At 51.5% G+C, this 18,488-nt stretch carries 16 protein-coding genes and 1 tRNA gene; 6 read left to right on the plus strand and 11 right to left on the minus strand.

Annotation, left to right across the window (positions count from 1 at the left end; all coding sequences use genetic code 11):
- Positions 1 to 28 precede the first annotated feature (28 nt).
- Positions 29 to 1,699: a hypothetical protein gene (locus tag ACH2EM_RS02685; protein WP_395150530.1), complete on the plus strand. Its 1,671-nt coding sequence runs from the start codon at positions 29 to 31 to the stop codon at positions 1,697 to 1,699.
- 258 nt (positions 1,700 to 1,957) lie between these two features.
- On the opposite strand, the gene ACH2EM_RS02690 is transcribed toward ACH2EM_RS02685, so the two are convergent.
- From ACH2EM_RS02690 to ACH2EM_RS02730, 9 genes are all read right to left on the minus strand, one after another.
- Positions 1,958 to 2,033, minus strand: a tRNA-Ala gene (locus ACH2EM_RS02690).
- Between the two features lie 365 nt (positions 2,034 to 2,398).
- On the minus strand, positions 2,399 to 3,523 hold the full coding sequence (nspC, locus tag ACH2EM_RS02695; protein WP_395150531.1) for a carboxynorspermidine decarboxylase: 1,125 nt from the start codon (positions 3,521 to 3,523) through the stop codon (positions 2,399 to 2,401).
- On the minus strand, positions 3,523 to 4,782 hold the full coding sequence (locus ACH2EM_RS02700; RefSeq protein WP_395150532.1) for a saccharopine dehydrogenase C-terminal domain-containing protein: 1,260 nt from the start codon (positions 4,780 to 4,782) through the stop codon (positions 3,523 to 3,525). The genes nspC and ACH2EM_RS02700 overlap by 1 nt, the downstream gene beginning before the upstream one ends.
- 18 nt (positions 4,783 to 4,800) lie before the next feature.
- Entirely contained in the window at positions 4,801 to 5,688 is an 888-nt protein-coding gene (gene speB / locus ACH2EM_RS02705; RefSeq protein ID WP_395150534.1) for an agmatinase, read from the minus strand.
- Positions 5,678 to 6,529: a polyamine aminopropyltransferase gene (speE, locus tag ACH2EM_RS02710; protein WP_395150535.1), complete on the minus strand. Its 852-nt coding sequence runs from the start codon at positions 6,527 to 6,529 to the stop codon at positions 5,678 to 5,680. The genes speB and speE overlap by 11 nt, the downstream gene beginning before the upstream one ends.
- A 12-nt stretch (positions 6,530 to 6,541) precedes the next feature.
- On the minus strand, positions 6,542 to 7,990 hold the full coding sequence (locus ACH2EM_RS02715) for an aminotransferase class I/II-fold pyridoxal phosphate-dependent enzyme (protein ID WP_395150536.1): 1,449 nt from the start codon (positions 7,988 to 7,990) through the stop codon (positions 6,542 to 6,544).
- Positions 7,991 to 8,015: 25 nt separating this feature from the next.
- Positions 8,016 to 8,774 (minus strand): adenosylmethionine decarboxylase, encoded by a 759-nt coding sequence (gene speD, locus ACH2EM_RS02720; protein ID WP_395150537.1) that lies wholly within the window; start codon positions 8,772 to 8,774, stop codon positions 8,016 to 8,018.
- Between the two features lie 834 nt (positions 8,775 to 9,608).
- Positions 9,609 to 10,682, minus strand: a complete 1,074-nt coding sequence (locus tag ACH2EM_RS02725; protein WP_395150538.1) for a bifunctional glycosyltransferase family 2/GtrA family protein — start codon at positions 10,680 to 10,682, stop codon at positions 9,609 to 9,611.
- Positions 10,679 to 12,394, minus strand: coding sequence for a hypothetical protein (locus ACH2EM_RS02730; protein ID WP_395150539.1), 1,716 nt, complete (start codon positions 12,392 to 12,394; stop codon positions 10,679 to 10,681). The genes ACH2EM_RS02725 and ACH2EM_RS02730 overlap by 4 nt, the downstream gene beginning before the upstream one ends.
- Before the next feature lie 291 nt (positions 12,395 to 12,685).
- Here ACH2EM_RS02730 and ACH2EM_RS02735 point away from each other — a divergent pair, with 291 nt between their 5' ends.
- Positions 12,686 to 13,837 (plus strand): aminotransferase class I/II-fold pyridoxal phosphate-dependent enzyme, encoded by a 1,152-nt coding sequence (locus ACH2EM_RS02735; protein WP_395150541.1) that lies wholly within the window; start codon positions 12,686 to 12,688, stop codon positions 13,835 to 13,837.
- A gap of 190 nt (positions 13,838 to 14,027) precedes the next feature.
- Here the strand turns inward: ACH2EM_RS02735 and ACH2EM_RS02740 are convergent, their stop codons facing one another.
- On the minus strand, positions 14,028 to 14,567 hold the full coding sequence (locus ACH2EM_RS02740) for an NADH peroxidase (RefSeq protein ID WP_395150542.1): 540 nt from the start codon (positions 14,565 to 14,567) through the stop codon (positions 14,028 to 14,030).
- A 141-nt stretch (positions 14,568 to 14,708) separates the two neighbouring features.
- Positions 14,709 to 15,236 carry a Gx transporter family protein gene (locus tag ACH2EM_RS02745; RefSeq protein WP_395150543.1) on the minus strand — a complete coding sequence of 176 codons (528 nt, stop codon included), beginning with the start codon at positions 15,234 to 15,236 and terminating at the stop codon, positions 14,709 to 14,711.
- Between the two features lie 266 nt (positions 15,237 to 15,502).
- Here ACH2EM_RS02745 and ACH2EM_RS02750 point away from each other — a divergent pair, with 266 nt between their 5' ends.
- The 4 genes from ACH2EM_RS02750 to ACH2EM_RS02765 all read left to right on the plus strand — a co-directional run bounded on the left by ACH2EM_RS02750 (position 15,503) and on the right by ACH2EM_RS02765 (position 18,469).
- On the plus strand, positions 15,503 to 15,799 hold the full coding sequence (locus tag ACH2EM_RS02750) for a hypothetical protein (RefSeq protein ID WP_395150544.1): 297 nt from the start codon (positions 15,503 to 15,505) through the stop codon (positions 15,797 to 15,799).
- A 133-nt stretch (positions 15,800 to 15,932) separates the two neighbouring features.
- Positions 15,933 to 17,714, plus strand: a complete 1,782-nt coding sequence (locus ACH2EM_RS02755) for an HAD-IIIC family phosphatase (RefSeq protein ID WP_395150545.1) — start codon at positions 15,933 to 15,935, stop codon at positions 17,712 to 17,714.
- Between the two features lie 13 nt (positions 17,715 to 17,727).
- Positions 17,728 to 17,970: an acyl carrier protein gene (locus ACH2EM_RS02760; protein WP_395150546.1), complete on the plus strand. Its 243-nt coding sequence runs from the start codon at positions 17,728 to 17,730 to the stop codon at positions 17,968 to 17,970.
- 82 nt (positions 17,971 to 18,052) lie between these two features.
- Positions 18,053 to 18,469 (plus strand): MaoC family dehydratase, encoded by a 417-nt coding sequence (locus tag ACH2EM_RS02765; RefSeq protein WP_395150547.1) that lies wholly within the window; start codon positions 18,053 to 18,055, stop codon positions 18,467 to 18,469.
- Positions 18,470 to 18,488: the final 19 nt, after the last annotated feature.

The raw sequence follows: 18,488 nt of genomic DNA on the forward strand, positions 1-18,488 counted from the left end.
ACACTAAAAAACCATAAAGAGGTGTTATATGCGTAAAAGAATCGAAGCGGTACAAAAAAGAGATTTCATCTTCGCCCTGCTGTTCTTGGCTGGAACTGGAATGATTTTTTATAAGTGTGCCTTTGGCTACTCTTTTTGGGACGAACCATTCTATCTCACGATTCCTCAGCGTTTGTTCCAAGGAGACAGCTTATTCACGCAGGAGTGGCATCTGTCGCAGCTGGCCAGTGTTCTGATTTATCCTTTTTTTGCATTATATCGACTATTCTTTACAGAATCCGAAGGTATTTTGCTGCATTTTCGTTACTTATATACCGGACTGCAAGCTTTGACTGCACTGTTTATCTATGTTAGGTTGCGAAAGCATGGCTTGTTCGCTGCTGGTGCCAGCCTGATGTATCTGCTTTTCGCTCCATTTGGGATTATGGCTTTATCGTATAACTCCATTGGTGTTTTATGTACCACTGTTTCAGGAGTCCTTTTGGCCACCAATCTCAACAAGCAGCCTGCGACCTTTTTTCTAATCGGGCTTTTTTACGCAGGCGCAGTGCTGTGCTGTCCCTATCTGGCCGCAGGCTACGCAATCTATGCTGTCGTATGTATCATCCGCAAAGACGGCAAAGCGCTTTTGTGGGTAACCCTCGGCTGTAGCTTTCTTGCGATTATCTTTATTGGATTTTTGCTTTCCCGCGCCACTCTGCCGGACATTCTTCGGGCGCTACCCGCTATTTTAAACGACCCGGAGCATCCGCACACTGGCTTTTTGAAAAACCTGGAAAGTTATGCCACTGCCATTTACAGGCACAGCCGTTTTGCATCCCCCATCATCAAAGCAGGTGCTGTTCTCAGCGGACTTATTTTAGTGGACCGTCATTCTCCTGCACGGCGTATGGCATATGGCATCGCCGCAATCGTACTGTCCATCTTATTCACTCTTCCGTTTGTATTCTCCGCAGTGTATCTGAATTTTTTGTTGGCCTGTCCTTTTTTTCTGGGCTGGTTTGCTTTTCTTTTGGCTCCTCGGGAAAATTTGAATTGGTTTTTATCCACTTGGCTGTTAAGCCTTCTGTATGGCTTATGTGTTAACTGGAGCTCTAATCAACAGTTTTATGTAATTTCCATGGCCTGCATGGCTGGCTCCATTGGTTCGTGGATTATGGTATCAAACTGGTTAAATCTCTATTCAGGCGCCTCTGCCGGTCGATGGCTAAAATCCTGCACTCTGGTAATCATGGCATTATTTATTGTTGCGCAGGCACACATTCGGTTTACCACCCTTTTTTGGGAGTACGGAGATATGTCTCAAATGTCCTATGAAATTACCGTAGGGCCTGCCAAAGGACTTAGGACTTCTGCAGCAAACAAAGAATTCTACGAGACTTTATACCAAGACACGCAAAGCGTGCGTGATTGGGCAGATGGGCCAGTACTGTACTATACGCGAAATACTTTTTTGTATCTGGCGGATTCCAAAGACAACGCATCTTTTTCTGCCTGGACTTCTGGCATCAACGAAAGCAGTGCCAAAAAGCTGCTGGAATATTATCGATTAAATCCCAGTAAAATACCTGCTATTATCTACTGCCTTAAAGCTGATTCCTTCGCCGCAGAGCATGTCAGCCAGTTTGCTAAAACCTATCATTACAACCTGCAAGAAACCGCTTTAGGATATGTGCTTGTGTCCTCCAATCTTACATAAGGCGGTGCTCCCCATTGGCGATTGCGCAGATGCAATTTGACCATATAAGTTCTGAGTACCACTCCTTTTTCACAACTTCACCAGCAAGCCACAAGAAAATGGCTGGAGCCAGACTATATTACAAAGGTCGCCGGGCGAATTATCGCCCGGCGACCTTTTCAACTATCAACTGTTCCCACACACGAGCACCCAAACCGCCGCTTCATTCAACCATGTTTACAAACAAAAAATACCGCAAGGCGTTTGCCTTGCGGTATCTGGTGGAGATAAGCGGGATCGAACCGCTGACCTCTTGAATGCCATTCAAGCGCTCTCCCAGCTGAGCTATACCCCCATATTCAGTTGCCTTCTCGTTGACTGCTTGCTTATTATAGCAAGCTTTTTTGCATCTGTCAACAGATTTTTTCAAAAAAACTGCAATTTTTTCCTGGCGGCCTTTCTGGCTTATTTTTTGCACAGGTGCACAAGCCCTGCCACCCACTGTGCCAGCCCACCAGCAATGTAGCTTTTTGAGAGCATTTTCCAAGGTGCCTCTCCCCTGCACAGGCGGGCCCGCCGGGGCTGCAAAACAAAACCAACCCCGGCAGATTGATTGAAGCCAGCAACCCCAGCGTGCCCTCAAAATAAAACAACAACAAAATAGCCGCCCGGCACAAGGACCGGGCGGCTGCTTGCTTTTAGCAAAACGGCGCTGCCACTTTATGAAAGGCGCTGTTTAAAATCCTCGTATCCAAAGGATTTTACCAGATTTCGCTCTCCACTGGCATTCTGCCAGACGATGGAAGGCAGCGGCATTCCATTGAAGGTATTGGTTTTTACCATAGTATATAGGGCCATATCCTCAAATACCAGTTCCTGCCCAGGTTCCAGGGGCTGTTCAAAGGAATACTCCCCGATAATATCCCCTGCCAGACAGGTAGGCCCCCCCAGCCGGTAGGTAAAGGGCTTCTCCCCCGGCTGGCCTGCACCCTGCAAAGGGGGCCGGTAGGGCATTTCCAGCACATCCGGCATATGGCAGGCAGCAGAAGTATCCAGAATAGCCAGATTCATCCCGTTGTGGAGGGTTTCCAGTACGGTGGTTACTAAAAATCCCCCATTCAGCACCACTGCTTCGCCCGGTTCCAGATACACTTCCACCCCGTAGGTTTGCTTCAGCCGCACAATCAGGTTTACCAGCCGCTGCCGGTCATAATCTGGCCGGGTGATGTGGTGGCCGCCCCCCAGGTTGAGCCACTTCATCCCCTTGAGCAGCGGGCCGAACTTTTCCTCAAAGGCCAGCACCGTGCGCTCTAAATCGTCGCTGTTCTGCTCGCAGAGGGTATGAAAATGCAATCCGTCCAGCAAGGGCAGCTGACTGGCGTCCCAGTTGGCCCAGGTGGTACCCAGCCGGGACCCTGGGGCGCAGGGGTCATAGATGGCATGGCCCTCCTGGGTGGAGCATTCCGGGTTAATGCGCAGCCCCACCTGCTTGCCCGCCGCTTTGGCCCGAGGCCCAAACAAGGCCAACTGCCGGGGCGAGTTGAACACAATATGGTCGGCATATTGCAGCAGCTCCTCAAACTCCTGGGGCTTATAGGCAGGGCTGAACACATGGGTTTCGCCCCCAAATTCTTCCCATCCCAGCCTAGCTTCGTACAGGCCGCTGGCTGTGCTGCCCGCCAGATAACGGCGCAGCAGCGGATAGGCATAAAACATGGAGAACGCCTTTTGCGCCAGCAGAATTTTACAGCCTGCCTGCTGGGCCACCTGCTGCAACAGTTCCAGATTGTGCAGCAGGCGGGCTTCATCCACCAAAAAGTACGGCGTTTGAATGGATTGTTTCATCAGTCCACCAGCTCCGGGTCATCCTTAACCTGCCAGGGCAGACCCCACTGGTTCAGGGCCTCCATGTAGGGGTCTGGATCAAACTCCTCCACGGTATAAACGCCGGGCTTGTTCCACTGGCCGGTCAGCAGCATCATGGCGCCAATCATAGCAGGCACACCGGTGGTGTAGGAGATTGCCTGGGAGCCCACCTCCCGGTAACATTCCTGGTGGTCACATACATTATAAATATAAGCTGTTTTGGGCTGTCCGTCCTTGGTGCCGGTAAAAATGCAGCCAATGTTGGTTTTGCCATTGGTGCGGGGGCCCAGAGTAGCAGGGTCCGGCAGAAGGGCCTTCAAAAACTGGATGGGCACAATGGAGTGGCCCTCAAACTCCATGGGCTTGGTGGAGAGCATTCCCACATTTTCCAGACACTTCATGTGGGTCAGGTAGCTTTGACCAAAGGTCATGAAAAAGCGAATCCGCTTAACGCCGGGAATATTTTTTGCCAGAGATTCAATTTCTTCGTGGTGCAAAAGATACATATCCTTTTGGCCCACCTGGTCGAAGTTGTATTCCCGCTTGATGCTCATGGGCTCAATTTCCACCCAATGGCCATTCTCCCAGTAGGAGCCGGGGGCGGAAACCTCCCGCAGGTTTACCTCCGGGTTGAAGTTGGTGGCAAAGGGATAGCCATGGTCGCCACCGTTGCAATCCAGAATATCGATGGTATCAATGGTATCGAACAGGTGCTTTTGTGCCCATGCACAGTAAGCCTGGGTCACACCGGGGTCAAAGCCGGAACCAAGCAGAGCGGTAAGGCCCGCCTGACGGAATTTTTCCTGGTAGGCCCACTGCCAGGAATAGTCGAAATAGGCGGAAAAACCCTGTTCTTTGCAGCGCTTTTCGTACACCGCACGCCATTGTGGGTCCTCCAGGTCTTCCGGCTCGTAGTTGGCGGTATCCATGTAATTCACCCCACAGGCCAGGCAGGCATCCATAATGGTCAAATCCTGGTAAGGCAGAGCAATGTTCATGACCAGGTCCGGCTTATAGTCCTGAATCAGGGCAATCAGCTGGTTCACATCGTCTGCATCCACCTGGGCGGTGGTGATTTTGGTGCTGGTTTTGCCCTCCAGCTGGGCCTTGAGGGCATCGCATTTGGACTTGGTACGGCTGGCGATGCACAGCTCCTGGAACACCTGGCTGTTTTGGCAGCATTTATGAATGGCCACTGCGGCCACACCGCCGCAACCAATGACTAAAACCTTGCTCATAACTGAAATTCTCCTTTATCATTCATTTTCCCCAATGGGGTTTACAGCATTGTTGGGCTGGAGTGCCAGCAGCATCTCCCGCACGATTTTTACCGCCACAATGGTGGATACACCGCTCTGATCGTAATGGGGACTTAACTCATTTACATCGCAGCCCACCACCCGGGCCTTGCTGCACACCAGTGTAACCGCCTGGCGCAGCTGTTCAAAGGTTACTCCTCCTGGCTCGGGGGTGCCGGTACCGGGGAACACCGAGGGGTCCAGCACATCCAAATCCACCGTGAAGTACACCGGCTGGCCCTTTAGCTGTTCCAGCGTTTGTTCCAGGCCCTCAAAGTCAAACCGGCGGGTGTTCACATGGGTGCGGCCCCAGCAAAACTCCTCCCTGTCGCCGGAGCGGATGCCAAACTGGTGGATGCGGCCATCCCCCACCAGCTCCCAGCACCGGCGCAGTACACAAGCGTGGGACAAGGGCGCACCCAGATAGTCCTGGCGCAGGTCTGCATGGGCATCAAAATGGATGATATGCACCTGTGGATACTGCTGAACCACCGCCCGGAAGGCCCCCAGCGTAACCAGGTGCTCACCCCCCAGCATAAAGGGCCGCTTGCCGGCCTCCAAAATATGCTTGGTTCGCTGCTGGATGCGGTCCAGTGCTTTGTTCACATCCCCAAAACAGAGTTCCAAATCCCCCAGATCCACCACATGGGCATCCAGCAAATCCCGGTCCTGATAGGGGCTGTAACTTTCCACGCCGTAGGATTCCCGGCGGATGGCGCCGCTGCCGAACCGGGTACCCGGCCGGTAGGAAGTGGTGGAATCGAAGGGGGCTCCAAACAGCATGGTGCTTGCCACACGGGGGCTTTTATCGCACCCCATAAACACCTCAATATTTTTATTCAACATCTTTCAATAGCTCCTCCACATAGGCGGGCAGATAAAATGCGCCTTTGTGCAATGTAGTGGTATAGTAGCGGCAGCCAAGGCCCCGCATATTCCAGGCAGTTTCCCGCAAATCCTTGAGGGGATGGTACCGCTTGGAAGCAAACCCAAACAGCCAATGCCCGGAGGGGTAGGTGGGGATGTGGGCCTGGTAAACCCGGCTGATGGGGAAGGACTCCACAATGCGTTTGTGAGCCCGCTGGCAGGCCATGGCGTCCTGGGCATAAAAGGGGCTTTCATGCTGGTTCACCATAATACCGTCCGGCTTGAGCGCTTTATAACAGCTGCCGTAAAACTCCCGTGTAAACAGTCCCTCTCCAGGGCCGAAGGGGTCGGTGGAGTCCACAATAATCAGGTCATATTCCTCCTGGCAGGACCGCACAAACCGCACTCCATCCTGGTAGTGGATGTTCACCCGTGGGTCTGCCAGCCGGCAGGCGGTTTGGGGCAGGTATTCCCGGCACACCTCCACCACCAGTGGGTCAATTTCCACCAAATCGATGGATTCTATCTCGGGGTAACGGGTCAGTTCCCGTATTACTCCCCCATCCCCGGCACCAATCACCAGCACCCTCTTTACACTGGGGTGTACTGCCATGGGCACATGGGTAATCATTTCATGGTAGATGAACTCATCCTTTTCGGTGAGCATCATGTAGCCATCCAAAGTAAGAAAGCGGCCAAACTCCGGCGATTCAAACACATCAATGCGCTGAAATTCACTGCGGCCGCTGTACAGCTGCCTGTCCACCTTGATGGAAAGCTTGACATGGGGCGTTTGCGCCTCCGAAAACCAGAAATCCATGGTTGCCTCCTTTTACTTCAACACATTCAGCCGCCGGATGTCTGCATCCTGGGGGCCGGTCATGGAGCAGCCCTTGGCTTTTGCGTACTGAATGTACTCCAAAATTTGGGGCGTGATGCGTTCCCCCGGTGCCAAAATGGGAATGCCCGGCGGATAGCACATTACAAACTCGCTGCAAATGCGGCCTGCCGTCTGCTCAATGGGCAGCGATTCGGTGGGGGCGTAAAAAGCCTCCTGGGGGGTAGCAGCCACCTGGGGGTCTATGTACTCCTGCTGCATCAAATCCCCTTTGCTGCCCTTGAATCGTCGGCTTACCTCGGCCAGTGAACTCACCAGCCGCTCCACCTCACGGGGGCGGTCCCCAATGGATAGATAAGCCAGAATATTGCCCAAGTCTCCAAATTCAATCTGAATGTCATATTCATCCCGCAGCAGGTCGTATACCTCAATGCCGGCCAGGCCAACATCCAGCGTATTGACAGAGAGCTTGGTGGGGTCAAAATCAAAAATACTGTCTCCGTTGCACAACTCCCGGCTAAAAGCATAGTAACCGCCGATGGCGTTGATTTCCCGCCGGGCGTACTCTGCCAACTGGGTGACCCGGTCAAACTCCTCCCGCCCCCGCAGGGCCAGGTTCCGACGGGAGATGTCCAGGCTGGCCAGCAGCAGGTAGGAGCCGCTGGTGGTTTGGGTCAGGTTGATAATCTGCCGGATGTGACCCTCCTCCATGGCCGGGCCTGACAACAGCAGAGAGCTTTGGGTCAGGCTGCCGCCGGATTTATGCATGGACACCGCCGCCATGTCTGCCCCTGCCGCCATGGCGGAAACAGGGAGGTTTTGCCCAAAGTACAGGTGGGTACCGTGGGCTTCGTCTGCCAGGCAGAGCATTCCATGCCGGTGGGCCAGCTCCACAATGCTCCGCAAATCGGAACAGATGCCGTAATAGGTAGGGTTGTTAACCAGGATAGCCTTTGCATCGGGATTATTGCGGATAGCCTGCTCCACCTGGGACAGCTTCATGCCCAAGGGAATACCGAGCCGGTTGTCACACTCCGGGTTCACGTACACCGGAATGGCGCCGCACAGCACCAGTGCACCCATCACACTGCGGTGCACATTGCGGGGCAGAATGATTTTTTCACCTCGCTTTACCACCGACAAAATCATACTTTGCACCGCACTGGTGGTGCCGCCCACCATCAAAAAGGCGTGGGCGGCTCCAAAGGCTTGAGCAGCCAGCTGTTCTGCCTGCCGAATAACCGATACCGGATGACAAAGGTTATCCAGCGGTTTCATGGAGTTTACATCCATGCTCACACATTTCTGGCCCAGCAATTCTGCCAGTTCCGGGTTGCCTCGTCCCCTTTTGTGGCCGGGCACATCAAAGGGCACCACTCGTTTTTGGTGGAATTGCTCCAGTGCCTCGTAAATAGGGGCCCGCTGCTGATTCAATTCTTCCATGACCTTCTCCTTTCGGGCCTGTGACTCAGTAGATATTGCGCCCGCTGAAAATTTCAATCATCTCTCGGCGCAGGTTGTTCATGATTTCCAGCCTGGTTTTAGGGGGTAACTCATAAACATCGGTTTTAAACAGATAGTTCTGCAAGTCAATTTCTTTCAGCATCATCTTGGTATGAAAAAGATTTGCGTCGTACACATTGATGTCCACTGCATCGTACCGGCGCAGTAAATCCTCTTGGATGTAATCCTGAATGCTGTTGACCTTATGATCCATAAACAGCTTGCGGCCATTCAGGTCTCGTGTAAATCCACGCACCCGGTAATCCATGGTGATAATGTCGGAATCAAAGGATTGAATCAGGTAATCCAGGGTGGAAAGAGGGGTAATTTCACCGCAGGTTGCCACATCAATGTCCACTCGGAAGGTGGCCAGGCAGGTTTCGGGGTGGTATTCCGGGTAGGTATGTACCGTTACATGGCTCTTGTCTAGATGGGCCAGCTGGGTTTCCCCCACAGGCATCATGCTGCCCTCCGCAATCAGGATTGTAACCGAAGCCCCCTGTGGGTCGTAGTCCTGCCGGGCAATGTTCAGCACCTTGGCCCCTATCATGTCCGTGAGAGTGGTCAGGATGTTGGTAAGCCGCTCGGAATTGTATTGTTCGTCGATGTAATCGATGTAGTCTTTTTGTTCTCTGGGGGTTTTTGCATAACATACATCGTAGATGTTGAAACTCAGCGCCTTGGTCAGATTGTTGAATCCATACAATTTCAGTTTTTCGTCCACGAAAAAGCTCCTCCCCTGGGCCCCTTTGGCCAAATTCAAACAAAAAAACAGGCTATGTGCAGCAGCTGCATACACATAGCCTGTAAATTATCCGGATAATTTTATGAAACACTGTACCGTTCCAGACGCAGCTCCCCATAGGAACCACTCAAAAGGTGCAATCTGTTGCCCTGGGGCCTGTGCCATCTGGCGTGAAGGCGGTACCCAAGGTGTGGCGATTGATGCTTCACATAGAGTCTATATAGCAAATACTTACTTTTACTACTCTTATTGACCGTTTTACAAGTTGATGTACGCAAAAAATTTTGTACTGGTTGTAAAGTAACCAACTTATAAAATTGAGCTTTTAACTCAATCAATAATGGCGGCAATGCCGCCATTCGGCAGTTGACCCGGCTGTCCGTATGGCCTTAACCCTCGCTTGGGTGGTCAGAAGAAATATTTGCATGGATACTCTAGTGCAAACCTCATATCGCATGACGGCTTTAGTATACCACCCATGGGGCAAAGTGTCAATCATCTTTTTTGTTGCAATGATGGTTTTTTATCCCTTTAGTGCATCAAACATCCTTCTTTTTTATCCAGGCCGGCTATTCATCCTGCATGGCCCTGAAATCATTTCAAAATAATTTTTGTTTCTCGCACCACTTACCTTATAGGGTGCGGTTACCGGTGGTCTCTTGAACTGAAGCAACAACACAAAAAAGAGCCCAGAGTGTCTTTTTTGCAAAAGCACTCCGGGCTCTTTTTACCATGCATCAAAATTCCATGGGTATCGCCAAAATTCCGTTTCGGCAACTGCCAAAACTATGGGTTTTATTGCTTGTTTTACCCTTAACTTTTAAACACAAACCGCCGCTGAATAAGGTAGCTGACAAAAAACAATCCGGTATCCACAATCGCTTTTATGGCAACCTCCTGCACAAAGGGCAGCAGATGCGCCAGTACGGTAACCAAAGCAGCACTGCACATCATCTGCACAAGCACCAACCCAAAATACTTGAGGGCCGAACCTGCCATGCCCTCGCTGCTTTGAAATACCAGCTTGTAGTTAATGAAATAGTTATAACCAGCAGAGCAGATGCGGGCAATCACCGTTGCTATGGCTATGTAAAACATGGGTTTCAAGGGTTTTACAAGCATGCAGAACAGCGCAAACAGCAGCAAATCCAGCGCACAGGCCGAAACCGAGGAAAGCACATACTTAAAAAAGCGCTCTCCAATAATGCGGTAAATCCGCAGCGAATCTTTGATAGGATTAAAGTGTGTTTGGTGATTTTCCTTGGAGTCGTAGATGGTTTGGATGGGCACCTGCACAATGGGGTAATGTTCTGCCGCATACAGCAGCATCTTCATCTCAAATTCAAAGCGATCGCCCTGAAGCTCCAAATAAGCCTGCATATGCTGCTTGGAAATGCCCCGCAAGCCGGTTTGCGTGTCCAGTACATGCACGCCGGTTGTGTACTGAAACACCTTTTCGGTGAGCTTGTTTCCCCACACACTTTTCCAGGGGATATCGTCGCCGTCAAACCTGCGCACACCAAGCACCAGCGCATCCAGATGGTTCGCCAGGCTGTCCATGACCTTTTGGATGCAGTCCGGCGTGTGCTGGCCATCGGAATCGGCTGTTACAACGCCTTCCAGCCGCCCACATTCCTGCAACACAAATTCAAAAGCGGTTTTGAGCGCTCGGCCCTTGCCTTGGTTGTGAGAATGCACCAGAATTTTGCCCCCCAATGGCTCAATCATGGACTTTGCCTGATTGAAGATACTCTGGTAGGCCCTGCCGCTTCCATCATCCACCAGATACACAGGCCCCATCTGGCGCTCGCGTAAATCCTTTAACAGTTGCAGCAATCTATCATCTGGCTCATAGGCCGGAATTACAATGCCAATCTGGTTTATCATGCAATATTCTCCCTTATAATCACCGGATTTCCGTATTGGTCCGGAAAATTCTCCTTAATCCACTCATCCACAACCTGGCTGTCGTTTTGGTAGATCAAAATATATTTGCTGGAAATCTTGTTTAAATCCTCCACCGTCGGATTCACCAGTTCTTTTACCTCGCTGCTGAGCACATAGCGGCACATATACCGCAGGAAGGATTTATCTTCCGGATGTAAAACGAAGTAGGATTCTCCCACAGGCAGCTGGTATTCATTTTGAATGGTTTCCAGCCAAATGCGTTTTTGCATACTGTCTGGAACTTTCATCTCAAACCACGGCTGTATCTGAGCAACAAACACATAGCCCAGCAGGCTGGCTGTGGCAAGGGCGGTGCTGAATGCCACGCTCTTTTTAGCGGTAAGCTCTGAAAGCAGCTTTACCAGCATGACCAAAGCCAGCATCAAAAACACACCCAAAATGGTTTTTGTATACCGCTCATGGCTGGCCAAAACCAACGCTTCCCCAATGGGCATGGAAAACAGGTACATGGCCAGGGTACACAGCTGGTAAACCGCATACACAGCCACCGCTCCCAGCAGCATTTGGAGGGCTTGTTTGCGCTGTTTTTTGTTGTAAACAACCCACAGCACTGCCACCACTGCCAGAACAGCAAACACCATCCACACCTGCACCCAGCTTACTGTAAAAATCAGCATATCCCGGCAGATGCTCTTTATCTGTTCTGGTGTTTTTCCTGCAAACACAGCACTGTAATTTTCCAGCGTCATGGCGTGCTTGGAAGTACTCGCCTCGGAAAACACATAGGCAGTGTGCTTTTTCCACAGCAGCGAGCTTAACAATGGCATCGCTGCAACCATTGCATTCCAGCCCGCCCTTTGCCAGCTGCGAGTGGTAACAAACATACCAACCAGAATCATCAGTACAAAGAAAACGCCCGAATTCTTAATTTGCATCAGCTGCACAAGATAAAACCCGCCCAAAAAGAATGCAGCCGGTTGTTCCATACTGCGGCAGTACACCACAAAATACAGCATGGCGGCCACCGCCACCATAGGCAGCAAGGTATCCACACTCAAATCCCGCAGACCAATGTTATACCCCAAAATCACATGGGTTGTAACCACAGTCAGCGCAAATGCAGCCCAGCGGTTACGCTTTGCAAAAAAGAATACCGGCACAATGCTGGCCAGAATGGTGTATGCCTGGGCAAACATCTGAATAGGCTCTGCTGTGCCTACCAGCTTTGCAAAAAAATAGATGTAAACAGAACTTCCCAGCGGATAATCTTTAAAGGCAATCAGTGTATCCTGAAAATTAGGAAACCGATTGGTTTCCAGCATACATTTTACCACCAATGCCCAATGGCTAAAATTATCATATGCTATAAAACGCTGACCTGGCAGTCTTAGCAAAACAAACAGTGCCATCGCCGCCAAAAACAAAAAGCCAATGTTGCAGTATTTTTTTAAAAAAACCAAGGATTTAGCCTGGTATGCGCTGACCGCAAAACCAAAAAATCCTGCCGCATACAGCAAATAAGTAACTTCCGGCAGCAGGTTCAGCAAACCGCCTGCAAACAGCGCACCAACCTGAACCGCAATGGTAAGACTGGGGAGAAACAAAACATCCACCTTGCTGTATTTTTGCAACAGTTCCCAAAATCCTATACTGGAGATTGCAAACAGCAAAAGGCTTGCCGCAATTACCATAATTACCTCCTTATTCTATTTTGGGCAATAGTGACCCATATTTTAATATACCGCTTTTTTCTACATTGTCAAACCTTTGCAGACAAATTCATGGCAAGTGATTTTTACCAATTTCCATATACCTTTAAAACACCCAGATTATCCCAAGTTCTAATTTTTTACTTTTTCAATGTAATGTGCTATAATACCCATGCTCGATGGATCACCCCGAGCCTTGATTGATTTTACAGCTGCAGCGCCTGTTCTGGTTTTTATTTGTGTTTGGCTGCAGCTGCTCAAAGGAGTTTGTTTATGCGTAATTTTATTGCCCAGCGGTTTCAGCAGTGCCAGGAAAACGCCATGGCGGCGGCTGCTGCCTCCAAATACAGCTACACCGATTTGATTGATTTAAGCATTGGCGACACGGATTTTCCCACCGATGCCCGTATTACCCGCCGAGCCATGGAGGACGCCCTCGCCGGGCACACCCACTACACCGCTCCCCAGGGTGACCCGGAATTGATTGAGGAAATTGTGGCTTTTTACCGCACCGAATACGGGGTGGAGTTTGACCCTCAGCAGGTGTTTATTTCTGCTTCCAGCTGCTTTGGCATGGAGCTTGTGCTCATGAGCATTCTGGACCCGGAAGATGAGGTGATTTTGTTTGCACCTTATTTTTCTCCTTATAAAAGCCAGGTGGAACTGGCAGGCGGCAAAGCCGTGGAAGTGCCCACCTACGAAGCCGACGGATGGGCCATCCGGGAAGACCTTCTGCGAGCTGCCATCACTCCCCGCACCAAAGCGTTAATCTTGAACAACCCCTGTAACCCCACCGGTGCAGCCTACGACCAGCAGGTATACCAGACCATTGCAGGCATTGCCCAAGAGTTTGACCTGGCTGTAATTGTGGATGAAATTTACACCGATTATATGTTCACCATCCCCTTCCGGCCTTTTTGCTCCATGCCCCAGATGGCACAGCGCACCATTACCCTGAACAGTTTTTCCAAAAACTACATCATGACTGGCTGGCGTGTGGGCAGCATTCTGGCGCATCCCTCCATCATTCAAACCATTCGTCAAATCAACGAAAGTTTGGTTTATTCGGCGCCCTCTATCTCCCAGCGGGCCGCCATTCATGCCTTGCGCCTTCGGGCCGAAATTGGCGATACCTACACTCGTGCTTACCGGGAGCGGGTGTTCTATGCAGCTCAGCGCATCAATGAGATGAAAACCCTCTCGGTTCTGCCGCCTCAGGGCACCTTTTATCTGTTTGTAAACATTCAGGGCACCGGCATGACCAGTGCAGAATTTTGCCAGGCCGCTTTGGAGCGGGCTCATGTTTCCATGGTGCCGGGCAGTGCTTTTGGTGCCGCTGGTGAGGGCTATGTGCGCATTGCCTGCACCACCAGTCAGGAGCAGCTGGCGCTGGCCTTTGACCGCTTAAAGCAAGCTGGTTTTTAAAACCAAGCCAGACCCTGCCCTGCCATTGCCAGGCTGCTTGCCCGGTCAAGATTTTGTTTTTTGCGGCATACCACGGCTTATGGCGCCAGCTTGCTTTTGCAAAGCTGTTTTATGAATGAAAACACAAAAAAGGACCGCTGGAATTTCCAGCGGTCCTTTTTGTTATGTAATGCAGACAGTGCCTGACCGATTACTTGAAGTAACGGTTCAGCAGGCCAGCCATGCCACGGCCGTGACGAGCTTCGTCCTTAGCCATCTCGTGAACGGTGTCATGGATAGCATCCAGGCCCAGCTCCTTAGCCTTCTTGGCCAGGTCCATCTTGCCGGAGCAAGCGCCGCACTCAGCGTCAACACGCATCTGCAGGTTGGTCTTGGTGCTGTCGGTCAGAACCTCGCCCAGCAGCTCAGCAAACTTAGCAGCGTGCTCAGCCTCCTCGAAAGCGTAACGCTTCCAAGCCTCAGCGATTTCGGGGTAGCCCTCACGGTCAGCCACACGGCTCATAGCCAGGTACATACCAACTTCGCTGCACTCGCCGTTGAAGTTCATGCGCAGGCCCTCGATGATCTCCTCGGGTACGCCTTCCTTAGCAATGCCAACTACATGCTCGGTCACATAGCTGTTCTCGGTCTTCTCAACAAACTTATCCTTGGGAGCCTTGCAAACGGGGCACAGCTCGGGAGCAGCGCCTTCAGCAATGTAACCACATACGGTGCAAACAAACTTAGACATCGTAAATTACCTCCATTAAAAACTCTTAATTTTATATTCCGAAATTTTCAGAGCGAAAATAGGAATCATTCTTGTTATGCTTGAAGTATAGCACTTTGGTGTGCTTTCGTCAACACCTAATTTCAAAATTTTTTGCCGAATTTACAGATTGTTGACATGAAGGCCTGCTTTTTGCAGCGCAGGCAGCAACGCAGTAAGGCCGGAGCTGGTGACGACCCCCATTACCAGGCCCATTACCAGCAGCACCGGCGCATAGGCCAGGGCCATAACATTGCTGAGCACCACACTGGCCGCCGCAAGCTGGCCCAGATTATGCCCCAAAGCCCCACACACCGACAAAATAAAATAAGTTATGTGCCTGCCCAACAGCCGGTGCAGCACCCACATTACCAAAAGAGCTGCAAAACCGCCGCATAGGGAAAGCCAGCCTGCCACCACTCCACGGGTAAGCAGCACAAAAAACGCCTTAAGCCCTGCCAGGGTAGCCGCCGGGCCAAACCCCATAAAAAACAGAGCATACATTACCACAATGTTGGACAGACCGATTTTTACAAACGGCGGCAGACCCAACAGGGGCGAAACCATCGACTCTACAAAGGACAGCACAATGGCCAATGCAAAAAGCAAACCGGACAAAGCAATTTTTTTGGTGGTAAACTTGGACCTCATGGCTATCTCCTTTGCACAAAGGCCGCACAAGGCCCCCTACTTTTACTTCCTTAAGTGTATTGTAGGCTTAAACCTTGCCCTTGTCAAGCATTCTATCCGGGGTGGGCAAACGCCCTTTTATGCGGCCCAAATTTTTCTGGTCAAACGGCTGCTGCATCCTGTTGCAAAAACTTCAGCCGCTGCATAGGCTGGTGTACTTACCTTATGTATGTATAAACAAAGTTTTGTGCTGCAATACTACTTAATAAAATGTGAGGTGAACTGCCATGACCTTGAGCCGTATCTGGATTGCTGTTTTGTGTTTTTTAAGCCTGGTTTGCCTTGGTATAAGCGTCTATCTGTTTATCAGGCCGCCTGTGGAAACCCAGCCCCACACAGCCTACCTGCTGCGAGACTACCAGGGCAAGCTTGCAGCCTACACGCCGGATTCCAGCGACCCGGTGGAGGTGTATCAGGTATACACCCATCTGCTGCCCGCCCAGGATGTGCTGAGCTTGCAGCAGGGCATTCCGGTGGAAAACCGGGAGCAGCTGGACCGCCTGCTGGAAGATTTCGGCCTGTAATGCGTTGCACGGTGACTGGGTTTATAGTATAATCATATTCGACAGTTTCGGCCCTGTGTGGGCCGTTGATGCAACCATGAACAGGCCGCAGTTTGGGCAGGGGCCCCGCGGCCTTTTTTAGGAGGTTTTTGCCGTGGATCCTTTTGCTTACCCCCTTGATACCGCTACCATTCTGCAAAAAAAACGCAGTTTGAAGCGCACCCTGCTGGAACAGCCAGGTTTGATTGAAAAAAAGGTGGCTCTGCTGAGCGGCAGCACCATTGGCGAAATCAAAAACATTCTGGAGCTGTTTTTGCTGCGCCAGGGCATCAAGCCGGTGTTCTATGAGGGCGGTTACGGTTTGTTTTTTGAAAATCTGGTGTTTGATGATGGCTCTCTGGAAGCCTTTGCTCCGGACCTCATCTACATTCACACCAGCGTGCGCAACCTGAAGCTTTGGCCTAACCCCGGCGACGGTCCGGAGCAGGTGCAGCAAAAGCTCAGTGCAGAATACAGCCGGTTTGAACAGGCCATCCGGGCCGCTTTGGGCTTTGGCTGCCCGGTTATCTGCAACAACTTCGATTTGCCGGTTTACCGGGTAATGGGCAACCGGGAGGGCAGCGCGCTGGAGGGCCGGGTGCATTTTGTGCGCCAGCTGAACCAGCAGCTGGCCAGTTTGGTGCAGGCCAGCTCCAATTTGTACCTGAACGACCTGGCTTACCTGCAAGCACTGCACGGCATGGACCGGTTCAGCAGCCAGACTGCCTGGTACGCTTATAAGTATGCTGTAAGCATCGACTGCATCCCCTATCTGTGCCAGAGCATTGCCAACATCACCAAAAGCCTGTTTGGCAAAAACAAAAAGGCCCTTGCCCTGGATTTGGACAACACTCTGTGGGGCGGCATTGTGGGCGATGACGGCCCCGAAGGCATTGTGCTGGGCAGCGAAAGCCCCGCCGGCATGGCATACAGCGAATTCCAAAGCTATTTAAAGGAGCTTTCCAGCCTGGGTGTACTGCTGAATGTATGCAGCAAAAACCAGGAGGAGGCAGCCCTCAGCGGCCTGGCACGGGCAGACAGCGTGCTCACCCGGGAGGACTTCATCTGCTTTAAAGCCAACTGGGAGCCCAAATCCCACAATGTGGCTGCCATGGCCAAGGAGCTGAACATCCTGCCCGAAAGCATCGTATTTGTGGACGACAACCCCGCCGAGCGGGAAATTGTGCGTCAGGAGCTGCCCGGTGTGGCGGTGCCGGAGATGACCTGCCCCGAGGAATATATTGCCGTACTGGACCGGAGCGGCTATTTTGAGGTAACAACCCTTTCGGCGGACGATGCCAAGCGCAGCGCCATGTACCGGCAAAATCTGGAGCGCAGCCAGCTGGAGCAGTCCTTTGGAGATTACAACGATTACCTCAAGAGCCTGGATATGCACTGCCAGATTGGCCGGTTTGATGCCCCCCACGCAGAGCGCATTACCCAGCTGATTAACAAAACCAACCAGTTTAACCTGACCACCCGCCGCTACACTGCCGCAGAAATTAGCGCACTGATGGAAAACCCCGATTACCTCACCCTCTATGGCCGCCTCACCGACCGCTTTGGCGACAACGGCCTGGTGACTGCCATCATCGGCCATCGGGAGGGCAAGGTGCTGGATTTGGAACTGTGGATTATGAGCTGCCGCACCTTCAAACGCCGGCTGGAGCACGCTATGTTTGACCAGCTGGTGGCCCAGGCCAAGGCCATGGGCATTGAAACCATCATTGGCCACTACTATCCCACCGCAAAAAATTTGCTCGTTCGGGATTTTTATGCTACAATCGGATTTGAACAGATTGCCCAGGACGATGAGGGCAACCTGACCTTTGCTTTTACCGGCCTGGCGGACTACCAGCCCCAGTGCGGTGTAATGGAAATCGAAACTGTATCGTAAGGAGTTTGAAAACATGGACAAGCAGAGCATTTTTGAAGCGGTTCAGCAGATTTTTCGGGATAACTTTGATGACGAAGAACTGGAAATCACCCGTGAGACCTGTGCCGATGACATTGAGGATTGGGACAGCCTGGAGCAAATTAACCTTCTGACCGCCATGGAAAAGAAGTTTGGCCTGAAATTCAAGCTGGACGATGTGCGTGGTTTGGAGAATGTGGGCGATTTGCTGGACCTGATTGAGCGTCTGACCGCCTAATCAACCATCGCACCATTGATTGTAACGGGCTGGGCCGCTGGCCCGGCCCGTTTTATTGTTGTGATACCAAGGGAGAAACACCATGAACCACTTTACATTAGAAGAAATCCAACCGGGCCTGACCCAGGAGTTCTGTGTAACTGTTACCAGCGAAATGATGGACCAGTTTTATGCCATCAGCGGCGACAACAGCCCCATTCACATGGATGCGGACTATGCAGCCCAGCGGGGCTATCCGGGCCGGGTGGTGTATGGAATGCTGGGAGCCAGCTTCTTTTCTGCTTTGGCAGGGGTCTATCTGCCCGGTGAGCACTGCCTGCTGCACAGCGTGGAATGCAAGTTCGCAAAACCTGTTTTTATTGGGGATACCCTCACCATTAGCGGAAAAGTGACCGAAGTCAACGAAACTTTCCGGGAAATTACCATCAAAGCAGTCATTACCAACCAGAACGGCGTAAAAGTGACCCGTGGTGTCATTAAGGCCGGTGTAGCAAAATGACCCAGGTCATTGCTTGCAG

This window comes from uncultured Allofournierella sp. (assembly GCA_944382705.1).
Lineage (GTDB): Bacteria > Bacillota > Clostridia > Oscillospirales > Ruminococcaceae > Allofournierella.

Excerpts from the sequence above, each read along its gene's own strand:
- ACH2EM_RS02685 (WP_395150530.1), top strand. The coding sequence starts at position 29 with ATGCGTAAAAGAATCGAAGCGGTACAAAAAAGAGATTTCATCTTCGCC.
- nspC (WP_395150531.1), bottom strand. The coding sequence starts at position 3,523 with ATGAAACAATCCATTCAAACGCCGTACTTTTTGGTGGATGAAGCCCGC.
- ACH2EM_RS02700 (WP_395150532.1), bottom strand. The coding sequence starts at position 4,782 with ATGAGCAAGGTTTTAGTCATTGGTTGCGGCGGTGTGGCCGCAGTGGCC.
- speB (WP_395150534.1), bottom strand. The coding sequence starts at position 5,688 with ATGTTGAATAAAAATATTGAGGTGTTTATGGGGTGCGATAAAAGCCCC.
- speE (WP_395150535.1), bottom strand. The coding sequence starts at position 6,529 with ATGGATTTCTGGTTTTCGGAGGCGCAAACGCCCCATGTCAAGCTTTCC.
- ACH2EM_RS02715 (WP_395150536.1), bottom strand. The coding sequence starts at position 7,990 with ATGGAAGAATTGAATCAGCAGCGGGCCCCTATTTACGAGGCACTGGAG.
- ACH2EM_RS02725 (WP_395150538.1), bottom strand. The coding sequence starts at position 10,682 with ATGATAAACCAGATTGGCATTGTAATTCCGGCCTATGAGCCAGATGAT.
- ACH2EM_RS02730 (WP_395150539.1), bottom strand. The coding sequence starts at position 12,394 with ATGGTAATTGCGGCAAGCCTTTTGCTGTTTGCAATCTCCAGTATAGGA.
- ACH2EM_RS02735 (WP_395150541.1), top strand. The coding sequence starts at position 12,686 with ATGCGTAATTTTATTGCCCAGCGGTTTCAGCAGTGCCAGGAAAACGCC.
- ACH2EM_RS02740 (WP_395150542.1), bottom strand. The coding sequence starts at position 14,567 with ATGTCTAAGTTTGTTTGCACCGTATGTGGTTACATTGCTGAAGGCGCT.
- ACH2EM_RS02745 (WP_395150543.1), bottom strand. The coding sequence starts at position 15,236 with ATGAGGTCCAAGTTTACCACCAAAAAAATTGCTTTGTCCGGTTTGCTT.
- ACH2EM_RS02750 (WP_395150544.1), top strand. The coding sequence starts at position 15,503 with ATGACCTTGAGCCGTATCTGGATTGCTGTTTTGTGTTTTTTAAGCCTG.
- ACH2EM_RS02760 (WP_395150546.1), top strand. The coding sequence starts at position 17,728 with ATGGACAAGCAGAGCATTTTTGAAGCGGTTCAGCAGATTTTTCGGGAT.
- ACH2EM_RS02765 (WP_395150547.1), top strand. The coding sequence starts at position 18,053 with ATGAACCACTTTACATTAGAAGAAATCCAACCGGGCCTGACCCAGGAG.